Source organism: Methylosinus sp. LW3 (assembly GCF_000527115.1).
Classification (GTDB): domain Bacteria; phylum Pseudomonadota; class Alphaproteobacteria; order Rhizobiales; family Beijerinckiaceae; genus Methylosinus.
This window is the reverse complement of the sequence record NZ_AZUO01000001.1, coordinates 137,299-150,868: the sequence shown is the minus strand read 5'-3', so window position 1 is coordinate 150,868 and position 13,570 is coordinate 137,299. Positions and strand designations below refer to the sequence as shown.

The 13,570-nt window shown below is 65.4% G+C and carries 14 protein-coding genes; 7 read left to right on the top strand and 7 right to left on the bottom strand.

The window, feature by feature from the left end; translation table 11 throughout:
- The 3 genes from rho to hemE all read right to left on the bottom strand — a co-directional run bounded on the left by rho (window position 1) and on the right by hemE (window position 2,965).
- On the bottom strand, window positions 1-1,269 hold the full coding sequence (rho, locus tag METLW3_RS0100720; protein ID WP_024878112.1) for a transcription termination factor Rho: 1,269 nt from the start codon (window positions 1,267-1,269) through the stop codon (window positions 1-3).
- Between the two features lie 234 nt (window positions 1,270-1,503).
- Window positions 1,504-1,923, bottom strand: coding sequence for a protoporphyrinogen oxidase HemJ (hemJ, locus tag METLW3_RS0100715; RefSeq protein WP_024878111.1), 420 nt, complete (start codon window positions 1,921-1,923; stop codon window positions 1,504-1,506).
- A gap of 4 nt (window positions 1,924-1,927) precedes the next feature.
- Window positions 1,928-2,965, bottom strand: a complete 1,038-nt coding sequence (hemE, locus tag METLW3_RS0100710; protein WP_036308526.1) for a uroporphyrinogen decarboxylase — start codon at window positions 2,963-2,965, stop codon at window positions 1,928-1,930.
- Between the two features lie 511 nt (window positions 2,966-3,476).
- Between hemE and METLW3_RS0100705 the strand changes: the two genes are divergently transcribed.
- From METLW3_RS0100705 to dnaQ, 3 genes are read left to right on the top strand one after another with little or no spacing between them, the layout of a single operon-like run.
- Window positions 3,477-4,064: a Maf family protein gene (locus METLW3_RS0100705; RefSeq protein ID WP_026599768.1), complete on the top strand. Its 588-nt coding sequence runs from the start codon at window positions 3,477-3,479 to the stop codon at window positions 4,062-4,064.
- Window positions 4,061-4,681, top strand: a complete 621-nt coding sequence (gene coaE / locus METLW3_RS0100700; protein ID WP_036308521.1) for a dephospho-CoA kinase — start codon at window positions 4,061-4,063, stop codon at window positions 4,679-4,681. The genes METLW3_RS0100705 and coaE overlap by 4 nt, the downstream gene beginning before the upstream one ends.
- A 21-nt stretch (window positions 4,682-4,702) precedes the next feature.
- On the top strand, window positions 4,703-5,443 hold the full coding sequence (gene dnaQ, locus METLW3_RS0100695) for a DNA polymerase III subunit epsilon (RefSeq protein ID WP_024878107.1): 741 nt from the start codon (window positions 4,703-4,705) through the stop codon (window positions 5,441-5,443).
- A 130-nt stretch (window positions 5,444-5,573) separates the two neighbouring features.
- Here the strand turns inward: dnaQ and secB are convergent, their stop codons facing one another.
- Together secB and METLW3_RS0100685 are read right to left on the bottom strand one after the other, a co-directional pair.
- Complete coding sequence (secB, locus tag METLW3_RS0100690; RefSeq protein ID WP_024878106.1) at window positions 5,574-6,053, bottom strand: protein-export chaperone SecB; 480 nt, start codon at window positions 6,051-6,053, stop codon at window positions 5,574-5,576.
- A gap of 111 nt (window positions 6,054-6,164) precedes the next feature.
- Window positions 6,165-6,632: an FxsA family protein gene (locus METLW3_RS0100685; RefSeq protein WP_024878105.1), complete on the bottom strand. Its 468-nt coding sequence runs from the start codon at window positions 6,630-6,632 to the stop codon at window positions 6,165-6,167.
- A gap of 108 nt (window positions 6,633-6,740) precedes the next feature.
- On the opposite strand from METLW3_RS0100685, the gene METLW3_RS0100680 reads away from it, so the two are divergent.
- From METLW3_RS0100680 to METLW3_RS0100670, 3 genes are read left to right on the top strand one after another with little or no spacing between them, the layout of a single operon-like run.
- Window positions 6,741-7,436 carry a Tim44/TimA family putative adaptor protein gene (locus METLW3_RS0100680; protein WP_024878104.1) on the top strand — a complete coding sequence of 232 codons (696 nt, stop codon included), beginning with the start codon at window positions 6,741-6,743 and terminating at the stop codon, window positions 7,434-7,436.
- A 14-nt stretch (window positions 7,437-7,450) separates the two neighbouring features.
- The gene (locus METLW3_RS0100675; RefSeq protein WP_024878103.1) at window positions 7,451-8,563 is read left to right on the top strand and encodes an MltA domain-containing protein; all 1,113 of its coding nucleotides are present in this window, start codon (window positions 7,451-7,453) and stop codon (window positions 8,561-8,563) included.
- Window positions 8,556-9,122 carry a Smr/MutS family protein gene (locus METLW3_RS0100670; protein WP_024878102.1) on the top strand — a complete coding sequence of 189 codons (567 nt, stop codon included), beginning with the start codon at window positions 8,556-8,558 and terminating at the stop codon, window positions 9,120-9,122. The genes METLW3_RS0100675 and METLW3_RS0100670 overlap by 8 nt, the downstream gene beginning before the upstream one ends.
- A 23-nt stretch (window positions 9,123-9,145) precedes the next feature.
- Here METLW3_RS0100670 and METLW3_RS24960 read toward each other — a convergent pair whose 3' ends face one another.
- Entirely contained in the window at window positions 9,146-9,799 is a 654-nt protein-coding gene (locus METLW3_RS24960) for a DUF4384 domain-containing protein (protein WP_024878101.1), read from the bottom strand.
- A gap of 13 nt (window positions 9,800-9,812) precedes the next feature.
- Window positions 9,813-11,405: a caspase family protein gene (locus METLW3_RS0100660; protein WP_024878100.1), complete on the bottom strand. Its 1,593-nt coding sequence runs from the start codon at window positions 11,403-11,405 to the stop codon at window positions 9,813-9,815.
- A gap of 466 nt (window positions 11,406-11,871) precedes the next feature.
- On the opposite strand from METLW3_RS0100660, the gene METLW3_RS0100650 reads away from it, so the two are divergent.
- On the top strand, window positions 11,872-13,503 hold the full coding sequence (locus tag METLW3_RS0100650) for an FMN-binding glutamate synthase family protein (protein WP_024878099.1): 1,632 nt from the start codon (window positions 11,872-11,874) through the stop codon (window positions 13,501-13,503).
- The last annotated feature ends 67 nt before the right edge of the window (window positions 13,504-13,570 follow it).

Here is a 13,570-nt window from a genome sequence, read left to right as displayed (position 1 = left end):
TCAGGTGTTCATCGAATCGAAGAAGCTGGCGTTGCCCTTGGGCGTCTCGCGCAGCTTGCCGAGCAGGAACTCGATCGCGTCCACCGTGCCCATCGGATTGAGGATGCGGCGCAGCACATACATCTTTTTGAGCACGTCCGCGGGCACCAGCAGTTCTTCCTTGCGGGTGCCGGAGCGGGTAATGTCGATTCCAGGGAAGACGCGCTTGTCGGAGACCTTGCGGTCGAGAATGATCTCCGAATTGCCCGTGCCCTTGAATTCCTCGAAAATCACCTCGTCCATGCGGGAGCCGGTGTCGATCAGCGCCGTGGCGATGATTGTCAGCGAGCCGCCCTCCTCGATATTGCGCGCGGCGCCGAAGAAACGCTTAGGACGCTGCAGAGCATTGGCGTCCACGCCGCCGGTCAACACCTTGCCGGAGGACGGCACCACAGTGTTGTAGGCGCGGCCGAGACGCGTGATCGAATCGAGCAGGATCACGACATCGCGGTGATGCTCGACCAGGCGCTTGGCCTTCTCGATGACCATCTCCGCGACCTGGACGTGACGCACGGCCGGCTCGTCGAAAGTCGAGGACACGACCTCGCCCTTCACGGAGCGCTGCATATCGGTCACTTCCTCCGGGCGCTCGTCGATCAGCAGAACGATCAGATAGCACTCGGGATGATTGGTGGTGATCGACTGCGCGATATTCTGCAGCAGCACCGTCTTGCCGGTGCGCGGCGGCGCGACGACCAGAGCGCGCTGGCCCTTGCCGATCGGCGCGACGAGATCGATGACGCGTGCGGAAAGGTCCTTGCGCGTCGGATCGTCGATCTCGAGCTTCAAGCGCTCATCTGGATAGAGCGGCGTCAGATTGTCGAAGGGGACCTTGTGCCGCACCTTCTCCGGGTCTTCGAAATTGATCGAATTGACCTTGAGCAGCGCGAAATAGCGTTCGCCCTCTTTGGGGCTGCGGATCATGCCTTCGACTGTATCGCCGGTGCGCAGGCCGAAGCGCCTGATCTGCGAGGGCGACACGTAAATGTCGTCGGGGCCGGCGAGATAATTGGCGTCCGGCGAGCGCAGGAAGCCGAAGCCGTCCTGCAGCACTTCGACGACGCCTTCGCCGACGATCTCGACGTCGCGACCGGCGAATTGCTTCAATATTGCGAAGAGCAGTTCCTGACGCCGCATGAGCGACGCGCCCTCGACCTCATGCTCCTCAGCGAAGGCGAGAAGCTCGGCGGCCGATTTGGACTTCAGGTCCTGAAGCTTGATTTCCCCCATTTGGGACAATCCTCGACGATATTCGGATGAAACTTGGCCTAGGGCGGCGGGGTAGGGCAGATAAGGAAGCGGGACACGATGCCCCGGTGAGCCGGTCTGGATCCGGCTGTCGTGCGAAACGACGATCTGCCTTTAGGTGAGCAAGTCAGCAATTAATCCTTTTCGGGCGGAAACGCAAGCCATCCGCCCGAAACTCATGACAATTCCGTGAAAGGCGGGGAAAATCCCCAGTCGTCAGAATGGCTTGATGATCACCAGAATGACGATGCCGATCATCAGCAGAGTCGGAACCTCATTGATGAATCGGAAGAATTTCGCCGGCCGGTGATTCTCGTCGCGCTCGAAAGCCTTTTGCGTGACGCCGAAATAGAAGTGGACGCCAGTCAGAAGGACCACCAGCGCCAATTTGGCGTGCAGCCATCCGGCGCCATGGAAGGAGCCGAAATAGATCAGCGCCAAGCCGGCCAGCCAGGAGACGATCATCGCCGGCGCCATGATGTAGAGCGCCAGCCGGCGTTCCATCTTCTTGAACAATGCGGAGGGCGCGCCCTGCCCCACTTCCGTATGGTAGACGAACAGCCGCGGCAGATAGAGCAGCCCGGCCATCCAGGAGATAACTGCGATCACATGCAGAGCTTTGATCCAGAGATACATGACTTCAATTCCCTGTTCCGCGAATACGCTCGATCAATTGCGAGACATGCTCGAGCGGCGTCTCCGGCAGGACGCCATGGCCGAGATTGAAAATATGCGGCCGTCCGGCGAAGCACCGCAATATTGCGTCGATCTCGCGATCGAGCGCCGCCCCACCGGCCAGCAGAGCCAGAGGATCGAGATTTCCCTGTAGCGCCGGGCCTGCGGGGATTTCCTTCACCGCCCAGGCCGGATCGATCGCCGTGTCGAGTCCCAACGCATCGGCGCCGAGCGTCCCGGCGAGACGGGGGAGATGCGTCGCGCCGCCACGCGGGAAAGCGATGATCGGCACGCCGGGCCGGGCGGCCTTCACCGCGTCGATGATCTTCTTCAACGGCTCGGCGACCCAGCGCTCGAACTCATGAGCAGGCAGCACGCCGGCCCAGCTGTCGAAGAGCTGCAAAACCTCGACGCCGGCGTCGATCTGCCGAGTGAGATAGGCGATGGAGGCCTCGACCAGAATATCGATGAGCCGTGCGAAAGCCTGCGGCCGTCGATAGGCGAAGAGCCGAGCCGGCGCCTGATCCGGCGTGCCGCGGCCGGCGATCATATAGCTCGCCACCGTCCAGGGCGCGCCGCAAAAGCCGATGAAAGTCACTGACTTCGGCAGCTCACCCTTCACCCGGTCGATCGTCTCGAAGACAGGCGAGAGCTTGCCCAGGTCGAAATTCTCGGCGAGCGCCTCTATGTCGCGGTCGCTCTCCAGCGGAATCAGCCGCGGCCCATGCCCCGTCTCGAACCAGACCTTCTGCCCCAGCGCATCCGGCACGACCAGAATGTCGCTGAACAGGATCGCGGCATCGAAGCCGAAACGCTCGATCGGCTGCAAAGTGATCCGCGCCGCCGTCTGCGGATTGTAGCAAGTGTCGAGAAAGCTGCCGGCTTTGGCGCGCAGCTCCTGATATTCCGGCAGATAGCGGCCGGCCTGTCGCATCAGCCAGATCGGCGGCACGGCGCGTGCTTCTCCGCCCAGAACGGCGAGGAGAGGCTTGAGATCACCCATTTCGCTTATTGCTCCGGCAGGATCGGGAATGGAAGGCGACGTCCAGCGCTCCTTCCGTCATTGGAGCTAGCCCAAAACGACACAAAAAGAAAATTCAATCTTTAAGAGATTTTTTTGATTTTATTGACGGTTCATTAACGAAGGTTAATTTCCGTCAACCTTTTGTCCACATCTTACGTAGCTAGAACCATGCTGTAGAGAGTTTTGCCAGCCCGCTGTGGACACAATGGTAAACGAAACATTAACAATGGCTTGTGGGCGTCTACCCACAAGCCTCGCGGTTGACGGCGGAGAATCCCACGCTGCAATGCCAAAGCTCCTGTTTATCCCCACCCGTTCCGTCGCCTGTTGATCGCTGCCCCTGGTTATGCGCAGCTGTGCACATGCCCGGCCCGACGGCGCTCATTTGTCCCCATAATGCCCACGACCACGTCCGGCCTGTGGGAATCGATCGGAGGAGGTTCGACTGCCGCAGGATCGCCCCGGCGCCTTCTGGCTTCTCGCCGAGCCGCTGATTCTCGCCTCCAAGAGCAAAGGCCGGCGCATGGCGCTGGAGCAGACTGGCGCGCCTTTTCTCGTCGAGCCAGCAGAGATCGACGAGCGCTCTGCGGAAGCGCAGGTCGTCGCCCTTGGCGGCGACGCCGACGCTGTCGCGGCGCGATTGGCCGGCGACAAGGCGAAGCTCGTCTCACTGGCGCGGCCGGGCGCTCTCGTCCTCGGCGCGGATCAGGTTGCGAGCTGCGAGGGGCGGAGATTCGGCAAGCCGCCGACCGTCGCCGCCGCCGGCGAGCAGCTGCGCTTTCTCTCCGGGCGGACCCACCGCCTGCATTCGGCGGTGGCCCTCGCCCGCGACGGCGCCATAATCTTCGAGACCGTCGCCCATGCCGATCTGACAATGCGCGCTTTTTCGGATGATTTTCTCGCCCGCTATCTCGAGATCGTGGCCGAGGAGGCGACGACCAGCGCCGGCGCCTATCAGATAGAAGGACTCGGCGTTCATCTCTTCGAGCGCATAATCGGCGATCATTGGACCATTATCGGAATGCCGCTGCTGCCGGTGCTCGATGCGCTTCGCCGCGAGGGAGCGATTCTGTCATGAGCGGCGACGCCGCGCCCCGTCCTCTGGTCATCGGCCTCACCGGCTCGATCGGCATGGGCAAATCGACGACGGCCGATCTCTTTCGCGCCGAGGGCGTCCCCGTCTATGATTCCGATCGCGCCGTGCATGAGCTCTACCGTGGCCCCGCGGCGGCGCAGATAGAAGAGATGTTCCCTGGCGCGACGGTGGATGGCGTCGTCGATCGCGCCCGCCTCGCCGCCCACGTGCTCGGCGACAGCGAGGCGTTGCGCCGTCTCGAGGCGCTGGTGCATCCGCTCGTCGCCATCGGCCGCGACGAATTTCTCGAGAATTGTCGCCGCGCGGGCGAGCGTTTCGTCGTCTTCGACATTCCGCTCCTCTTCGAGATCGGCGCCCAAAAGGATGTCGACGCCGTCGTCGTCGTCTCCGCCCCGCCGGATATTCAGCGCGCGCGTGTGCTGGCGCGTCCCGGCATGACGGAGGAAAAATTCGCCGCCATACTCGCCAAGCAGGTTCCAGACGCGCAAAAGCGCGCCGGCGCCGATTTCGTGGTGCATAGCGAGCGTGGGCTGGATTCCGCTCGGCAGGAAGTTCGGCTAATCCTCGAGGAGCTGGCGCGACGAAAACCGTCCCGCTGATCCGACCGAGAGAGGCCGACGATGCGTGAGATCGTCTTCGACACGGAGACGACCGGTCTCGACCCGACCAAGGGCCATCGCATCGTCGAGATCGGCGCGGTGGAGATTTCCAATCTCATCCCCACCGGCCGCACTTTGCATTTCTATCTCGATCCAGAACGCGACATGCCGGAAGAGGCGTTTCGCGTGCATGGCCTCTCCTCGGCCTTTCTCACGGGCCAAAAGAAATTCCGCGAGATCGCCGACAGCTTTCTGGAATTCGTCGAGGACGCCAATCTCGTCGCGCATAACGCCGAATTCGACATGCGCTTCGTCAATTTCGAGCTCGGCCAGCTGGGAAAAGCGGCGATCCCTTTCGATCGCGTCGTCGACACGCTGACCATCGCCCGCCGTCGGCATCCCGGCGCCTCCAATACTCTGGATGCGCTCTGCCAGCGCTATGGCGTCGATCTCACGCGACGCGACAAGCATGGCGCTCTGCTCGACGCAGGCCTGCTCGCGGAAGTCTATGCGGAGCTGATGGGCGGCCGCCAATCGGCGCTCATTCTGCAAGCGGATGCGGCGACTCTGGCGGAGGAGAATGGCGGCGAATTTTTGCGTAGCCGCCCGCAAAAGCTGGCGCCGCTGCTCACCGAGGCGGAACGCGCCGCGCATGAGGCCTTTATCGCCAAGCTGGGCAAGGAGCCTATGTGGCTACGCTATCTCGCGCAGCCGGAGACGGCCGAGCCAGCCATCGAAACCGTGATGGAGAAGCGAGCCTGACGGCTCGCCTCTGCGATTTCGTACGGTTTCCGAATGATCGATTCGCCGTCATTGCGAGCGCAGCGAAGCAATCCAGAGCCGTGGGGCGGTCGCTGGATTGCTTCGTCGCTTAATGACGACCGGGGATAGTTCAGTTGGCGTTGGCCGGAGCTTGCTGCTCCTGAGCCGCGCGCTGCTGATAGAGCGCGAAAAAGTCGATGGGATCGATATAGAGAGGCGGGAAGCCGCCATTGCGCGTGGCGTCGGCGACGACCTGGCGCAGGAAGGGGAACAGCAGGCGCGGGCATTCGATCATCACGATCGGATGAATCTGCTCGGCCGGAATGTTCAGCAGGCGGAACACGCCACCGTAATCGACCTCGAGCTTGAACAGCACCTCGCCGCCCTCGGTGGCCGAGGCTTCCAGCGTCACCGAGACCTCGAAATCCTCGGGTGACATCTGGCGGGCGTTGACATTGACCTGAATGCCGATCTCCGGCGGATTCTGGCGCGGCTGCAGCGAGCGCGGCGCATTGGGATTCTCGAAGGAGAGATCCTTCACATATTGCACGAGCACGTTGAGCGCCGGGGCGCCGGTCGGGCCGGAGCCGCTTCCATTCGTATCGGTCATCGTCGAACTCCCTGCCGATTTCGGCTCCTGACAGGCGCGACGGTATGGCGGCGCCTGTCACGGCGCCCGCCTAACACGTCCCCTTGCCTGCGACAACGGATTTGACGGTGGTCAGACAACTTTGGCGGGAGGGGCGCGGCGCGCGCGCACGCGGCGCTTGGGACCTTCATCGACAATGGCTTTCCACTCGCCAGGCGAAAGATCGATGGTCTGCGGACCCTGCCGCTCGGTCTTGCCGCGAATGCGATCGGCGACCTGCGCGCGGATCGACGGCGACTTCAGCGCCAGGCCGACGAGATCGGAGGCGAAGCCGGGCAGGATCAGCAGCAGCGAGCCCACCGCCTCGAGGCCGCCCTCGAGCAGAGCGACGCCGGATTTCAGCTCGTCGCGCGGCTGCCCGACGCGGCTGCGCAGATAGACGAACAGCCGCTTGACGTCGGCGAGGCCGAGCAGCGTCGTGCCGACGCCGAGAGCCACGGCCGCCATCACGCCGAGAAATTGCACGACGAGCACGAAGGCCACGATCTCGACGAAGAGCCAGCTTGTCAGCACATAGGCGACGAGTTTCGACTTGTTCACCTCGGCGCGCCCTCCGTTCCCGCCATGAGAGACCCCTGCGAGGGGTTGATTCGTGACATCTGGGACGCGACATGATACCGGACAATCCCTGCGACCGGGAGACGCCCTTTGTCGGGATCCGATTTCGACCCATCCATCTTGGTCTTCGCCGCGCTCGCGGCTTTCGTCGTCTGGAAATTGTGGTCGGTCCTCGGCGTGCGCGTCGATCGCGAAGGCCCCGCCTCCGATCGCGCCGGCCCCGCCCGGCGGATCGGCCCGGCTCCGGCGCCACAAGGCTCCGCTTTCGCGCCTTCGCCGGCCAATGGGGCGCTGGACGCCGACCGCTGGAAGGGCTTGGCCGAGTCGGGCAGCAATGGCTGGCGCGGTCTGGACCAGATCGCCGCCTCCGATCGCAGCTTCTCCGGCCCGGCCTTCGTCGAGGGCGCCAAGAAAGCCTATGAGATGATCGTCCAGGCCTTCGCCAGGGGCGACCGCGACACGCTGCGCAATCTCCTCTCGACCGAGGTGTTCGACAGCTTCTCCGGCGAGATCGCCGGGCGTGAGCAGCGCGGCGAGACGGCCGAGGCCCATGTCGTCTCCATAGATTCCGCCACGGTGGAGGACGCCAAGGTCGAGCTCCGCAAGGCGCAGATCACCATTCGTTTCGTCGCCAAGCTCCAATCGGTCCGCCGCGACAGCGCCGGCGCCGCGATCGAGGGCGAGTCCGATCGGCCGCTCGAGATCGTCGACCTCTGGACTTTCGCGCGCGATGTCGCGTCGCGTGATCCGAATTGGAAGCTCGTGGCCACCGAAACGGTTCATTAGGCGGATCTTGCGTCGTGGCGTCCGTCGATCTCGATCCGGTCGGTTTCGATTCGATCGACGCCATTTTTCGGGACGATCTCCGCGAGGCCTTTCGCGTCTTTCGCCGTTCGGCCGAAATCATCCTCTCCGCCGCTCCCCCTCTCCGCTCGGCTCTGCCGGCGGATGCAGCCTTGGCCCGCGTCTGCCGCATCGCTGCGGGCATGGATGCGGCGACGCTCGCCCAGGACGCGGCGCTCGATTTTTTCGCCGCGAATTTCCGTCCCTTTCGGCCGCGCGGACCCGGATTCGTCACCGCCTATTACGAGCCGGTGATCGAGGCGCGTGAGGCGCCCGAGGCAGGGTTCCGCACGCCCGTTCCCGCCCGTCCCGCCGATCTCGTCACCTTGAACGAGACGCCCATCCGCGGCGAGGCGGGCGAGGCGCTCACCTCGGCCCGGCGGCGGGCCGATGGCGGCCTCGAGCCCTATCCCGATCGCCGGGCCTTGGAGGAAGGCGCGCCCGAGCTGCGGCCGCGGCCGATCGCCTATGTTCGCGACAGGGTCGAGCTGTTTCTCATTCAGGTGCAGGGCTCGGCGCGGCTGCGCTTTCCGGACGGACGCGATTTGCCGCTCACCTATGACGGCCGCAATGGACGTCCTTATACCTCGATCGGCCGCCTGCTCATCGAGCGCGGGCTCGTGCCGCAGAATGAGATGTCGCTCGAGCGCTTGAAGACGGAAATCCGCGCCCTCGGCCAGGAAGACGGCGCGCCCGGCGCCCGGCTGATGCAGGAGAACCGCTCCTATGTCTTCTTCCGCGCCGATTCCTCGCCGGAGCGGCGCGACGGCCCCATAGGCGGCGAGGGCTGCGCGCTGACTCCGCTTCGCTCCATCGCCGTCGATCGCTCGCTGTGGAGCTACGGCCTGCCCTTCTTCATCAGCGCGACGCTGCCCTGGCGCAGCGCGGCGGCGGCGGAGCCCTTCGCCCGGCTGATGATCGCGCAGGACACGGGCTCGGCGATTCTCGGACCCGCGCGCGCCGATCTCTTCTTCGGCGCCGGCGACGAGGCTGGGGCGCTCGCCGGGCTCGTGCGCCACAATGCGGATTTCACCGTGCTGCTGCCGCGAGGAGCGGGCGGCGATGAGTGATCCGCCGCGCGAATCGCGTCGCTCGCGTTTTCTGTCCCGCGAAGAGATCGAGCTCTGGAACAAGGTGACGGCCGATGTGCGGCCGTCGCGAGGGCGTCGTCGTCGCCCGCTAGAGGAGCAGCCGACCGAGGCCAGCGAGCCGAAGAAAGGCGCCGCCGCTTCGCCTCTTCCTCCGCCCGCTCCGGCGGAAAAAAAGCTGCGGCCCCATCCGGCCGCGCCGCCGGCGGAGATCGATCACCGCACGCGCATGAAATTGCGTCGCGGCCGGCTCGAGGTGGAGGCCAAGCTCGATCTCCACGGCCTGCGCCAAGCCGAGGCGCAGACGGCGCTCTATGATTTTCTGCGCCACGCCCAGGCGGCCGGCGCCCGCATGGCGATCGTGGTGACGGGCAAGGGCGTCCGCAGCGAGGAGGGCGGCGTGCTGCGCCGTGTCGTACCTTTATGGCTGAGCGCCCCGGCCATGCGCGATCTCGTGGTCGGCTTCGGCGAGGCGGCGCGCAATCACGGCGGGGAAGGCGCGCTCTATGTGCAGATCAGGCGCCCGCGCGGAGCGAAATAGCCGATACGGGAAGGCTCGGCGGCTCACTTGATTCCGTAGAATTTCGTCGCGAAGGACCATTTGGGCGCACGGATCGGGCGCTCGCCTTCGGCCGGCAATATCTGCAGCATTCGCGTCGAATCCTTCACGAAATCCGCGGCCTTGGCCTGCCCGGCGATGGCCGCCGGCACATCCGGCAGATCGACGATCTGCAAGGGCGCGTCGCTCAATATGGCCACCACCATGCCGACGCCCGTCGGCGGCGAGGCGACGAAGCGATAGGCGGCCTTGCCGCCGGCGTCCGGCAGCGTCATCGACTGGCCGGCCTTCAGAAAATTGGCCTTCTCATCGACGCCGGCGGGGTCCGCCAAAGTCACCATATTGGGGAAGATCTGCGCCAGTTTTCCCTGCGCGTCGACATCGACCAATATCACATAGCCGGGCTTTTCCGCCGTCACGCGAAAGCTCATCGGCGCGCCGAGCGCGAACTCGTCCTGCGGCAGCACCTCGATCCGCACGCCCGCGCCGGCGGCCTTGGCCGGCTCCTTGGGGATCGCCGGCGCTTGCGTCTGCGGCGACGGCGCGGCCTCCGCCGGCGGATCGTCGATGATGCGCACCGAGCGCGTCATATCCTGCGGCTCGGCGAGCGCGACGCTCGAGACGCAGCAGAGAAGCGGGAGACAAAGACGCCGCATCATTCTCTCCTCCTTTTCAACGCGCCGTGAAAATGCCGACTGTGCCGAGCTGCGCCTCGCCGTTCGAAAATTGCGAGACGATATCGATGACCTTGGCCGGATTGCGCAGCCGATCGAGCTGCCGCAGCGCCTGCTCGAGCTGCGGCATGGGCCGCGTCGAGGCGATGGCGACGATCTGATCGGCGCCGAAGGGCTCGCCCGCGACCACGCTCAGCCGATAGTCGGAAGATTGCACGACGGGCGGGTCGGAGGCGAGCGGATAGAGCAATTGCAGCACGCCGTCGCCGGTGAGGTCGAACAGCAGCAGATTGCGGCCGGCGACTCCGCCTATGGTGATCTCGACGCGCTCGCCCTTGCGCCGCAGCCCCTCCGGCGCCACCCGCATCGGCAACGGCCCTTTGCCGGCGACGAGCTTCAGCCAGCGCACCGTCGCGGCGCGATCGATCAGAACGTCGAGCTCATGCGCATCGACATTATGGGCCAGCACGTCACCGCCGGCGAGCGCGTCGCGGCTCGCCGCATCCCAGACGATATCGGCCGCCGCATCGGCGCCGACGAGCACGAAAGGCGCATGCGCGCCGGCGCCGGTTCCGCGCTCCGCCGCGGCGCCGCGCAAAGCGAGGCGGATCGGCTCCTTGGGCCGCGGCGGCAGAGCGGCGGGCTTTGCCGGCGGCAGGCTCTGGCCCGGCCCGATGGCCATGGATTTGGGCGTCAGCGGCGTGATCGTCAGCCCCCCGCCGCCCGAGGAAGCCGCTGCTTCCTCCTCTTCCGCCGGCGATCCGCCCACCGCCTGCACGCCGACGCCGCGCCCGAGCTGCGCGATCACATCCCTCGAGGCGTCGAGCCCCCGCGGCGCGATGACGGCGACGCTCTGACGTTGATCGCTGAGCTGATAGGCGAGCCCCCTGACATAGGCGATGAGCTCCTCCGTCGTGACGGCGCCGTCGCCATTGGCGTCCGCCGCGCCCTCCAGCGCGCGCGCCACAGCGTAGCTCAGCGCGCCGCGCTGGCCGACGCCGGGGATTTCCAGCTCGGGCGCTTTGGACTGCGCATCCGCCGCCATGAGAACGACCGAGTGTGCGAAATTCCGCGGCGCGTGCTTCGCCGATTCGGCGGAAGCGCGTTCATTCAGCGAGCGATAGACGAGCTTTGCGCCGCGTGAGTCCGCCTCGCGCGCGAGGCCGTCGCCGAAAGAGGCGTCGGCGATGAGAAAGACGCGCGCGCCTTTCTTCTCGAAAGCGTCGATCAGGGAATCGAGCTCGGCGCGTGCGACCTTCTCGCCATTGTCGCGCGTATGTTTCGGATCGAACTTCGGCAACAGCAGAATGGGGCCGTCCTGCTGCGCGCCATAGCCGGCGAAGGTCAAGAAGATGGCGTCGCCCTTTTGCGCGCGCGCCAGCATGGCGTCGAGCGCGCGCATCACTGCGGCGCGCTCTGCGCTGTCAATGAATGTCACAATATCGCGCGCGCCGCGTCCACGCAGGCTCGCCTCGAGATCGCGCGCATCGGCCGCCGCGCCGCGTAAGGGCGGCGCATGTTCGTAGCGATCGACGCCGATGACAATGGCGCGCGTCTCGGCCGATGCGGCGTGCGTGAAAAGACCGAGCATAGCGCAAGCGACGGCGCCCACACTTCGCCGTAGCGCAGACGATAGGCCTTTGCGCTGCATCCTCCCTCTCCCCGCTCGCGGGGAGAGGGCCGGGGTGAGGGGCTCGTGGCGTTGGCCAGAAACGGAAAACGCCCCGAGCCCCTCATCCGCACCTTCTCCCCGTGAACGGGGAGAAGAAAGGCGGCGAAGGCGGCGCGACGCGATCAGCTGCACAGCGCAGGAAAAATCAGGAAAAGCGATCATGCGCGCGAGGGATCTCGAATGACGCAAAAGGCCCGAACAAGCGAGGCGAGACTATCATTCGCGCCTCCGCGCCGGCAAGCGCGCGAAAAAAGCGTTCGCGAGCGTGATCGTCGCGCGAATGCAGCCGTCTCGTGAGAGCTTTCGGCGCATTCGCCCCGGAAAAGCCGTCGATCCGCCCCCGCGCCGCAGCCGCCGCGTCACAATTGGGAAGGAGATTTCGAACATGCTCCGCCTGCTCTTTCTCCCCCTCACGCCGCGCTTCATCACGCTCACCCTCAGCGTCGTGGGCTTTCTCCTCTGCGCCATCGCGATGAAGGGCGATCTATCGAGCGCCTTCTTTCCGGCGGCGATCGCCTGCGCCGCGCTCTGCGCGCTCGGCGCGCATGACCTGCTGCAGCGCGAGCATGCGATTTTGCGCGCCTATCCCATTTCCGCGCATCTGCGTTTTCTGCTCGAGCATGTACGGCCGGAGCTGCGGCAATATTTCTTCGAGGACAATAAGGACGGCCGTCCGTTCAGCCGCGACAAGCGCGCCATCGTCTATCAGCGCGCCAAGATGAACATAGACAAAAGACCCTTCGGCACGGAAATCGACGTCTATGAGGAAGGCTTCGAATGGCTGCGCCATTCGATCGCGGCGCGGCCGGTCTCACATGAGCATTTTCGCACGCGCGTCGGAGGCGCCTGCGCGCAGCCTTACGACATCTCGCTCTTGAATATTTCCGCGATGAGCTTCGGCGCCTTGAGCCGCAACGCCATTCGCGCGCTAAATCTCGGCGCGCGCAAGGGCGAGTTCGCGCAGGATACGGGCGAGGGCGGCTTCAGCCCCTATCATCAGGAGGCTGGCGGCGACGTCGTTTGGCAGATCGCCTCCGGCTATTTCGGCTGCCGCACGCGCGAGGGCGCGTTCGACGCGGAGAAATTCGCCGAGATCGCCACGCGAGATCAGATCAAGATGATCGAGGTGAAGCTGAGCCAGGGCGCGAAGCCCGGCCATGGCGGCGTGCTGCCGGCCGCCAAGGTGAGCGAGGAGATCGCGCGCATTCGCGGCGTGCCCATGGGCGAGGATTGCATTTCGCCGGCGGCGCATTCCGCCTTTTCGACGCCGATCGAATTGCTACAATTTTTGGCGCAGCTGCGCGCTCTCTCTGGCGGCAAGCCGGTCGGCTTCAAGCTCTGCCTCGGCCAGCCATGGGAGTTTCTCGCCATTTGCAAGGCGATGCTGGAGACGGGCCTCCATCCCGATTTCATCGTCGTCGACGGCAAGGAAGGCGGGACGGGCTCGGCGCCGCTGGAATTCATGGATCACATCGGCATGCCGATGCGCGACGGCCTCGCCTTCGCGCATCACGCGCTGATCGGCGTCGGCCTGCGCGACGCCATCCGCATCGGCGCCGCCGGCAAGATCGCGACCGGCTTCGACATGGCGCGGGCGCTCGCGCTCGGCGCCGATTGGTGCAATAGCGCGCGCGGCTTCATGTTCGCGCTCGGCTGCATTCAATCGCTGTCCTGCCACACGGATCGCTGCCCGACCGGCGTCGCCACGCAGGACGCCTCGCGCGGCCGCGCGCTCGTCGTCTCGGACAAGGCGGAGCGCGTGCGCAATTTTCATCATGCGACGCTCGTCGCTCTCGCCGAGCTCGCCGCCGCCGCCGGGCTCGATCATCCGAGCGATTTCACGCCGGAGCATTTTTGTCGCCGCATCTCTCCGCATGAGGCGGCGACTTTCGCCGAGCTCTATCCGGCGCCGGCGCCGGGCGCGTTTCTCTACGGCGAGATGGACGCGCGCTTCGCCGCCGCCTGGCGCAGCGCGCGCGCGGATTCGTTTCGGCCGGCGTCGCTCGCTCTCGCCTGACCGTCCGGCAGCCGCGCCTTGCAAGACGCGGCGAATTCACCGAGGATCGAGCGTCGATATTGCGAGC

Excerpts from the sequence above, each read along its gene's own strand:
- rho (WP_024878112.1), bottom strand. The coding sequence starts at position 1,269 with ATGGGGGAAATCAAGCTTCAGGACCTGAAGTCCAAATCGGCCGCCGAG.
- hemJ (WP_024878111.1), bottom strand. The coding sequence starts at position 1,923 with ATGTATCTCTGGATCAAAGCTCTGCATGTGATCGCAGTTATCTCCTGG.
- hemE (WP_036308526.1), bottom strand. The coding sequence starts at position 2,965 with ATGGGTGATCTCAAGCCTCTCCTCGCCGTTCTGGGCGGAGAAGCACGC.
- coaE (WP_036308521.1), top strand. The coding sequence starts at position 4,061 with ATGAGCGGCGACGCCGCGCCCCGTCCTCTGGTCATCGGCCTCACCGGC.
- dnaQ (WP_024878107.1), top strand. The coding sequence starts at position 4,703 with ATGCGTGAGATCGTCTTCGACACGGAGACGACCGGTCTCGACCCGACC.
- secB (WP_024878106.1), bottom strand. The coding sequence starts at position 6,053 with ATGACCGATACGAATGGAAGCGGCTCCGGCCCGACCGGCGCCCCGGCG.
- METLW3_RS0100670 (WP_024878102.1), top strand. The coding sequence starts at position 8,556 with ATGAGTGATCCGCCGCGCGAATCGCGTCGCTCGCGTTTTCTGTCCCGC.
- METLW3_RS24960 (WP_024878101.1), bottom strand. The coding sequence starts at position 9,799 with ATGATGCGGCGTCTTTGTCTCCCGCTTCTCTGCTGCGTCTCGAGCGTC.
- METLW3_RS0100660 (WP_024878100.1), bottom strand. The coding sequence starts at position 11,405 with ATGCTCGGTCTTTTCACGCACGCCGCATCGGCCGAGACGCGCGCCATT.
- METLW3_RS0100650 (WP_024878099.1), top strand. The coding sequence starts at position 11,872 with ATGCTCCGCCTGCTCTTTCTCCCCCTCACGCCGCGCTTCATCACGCTC.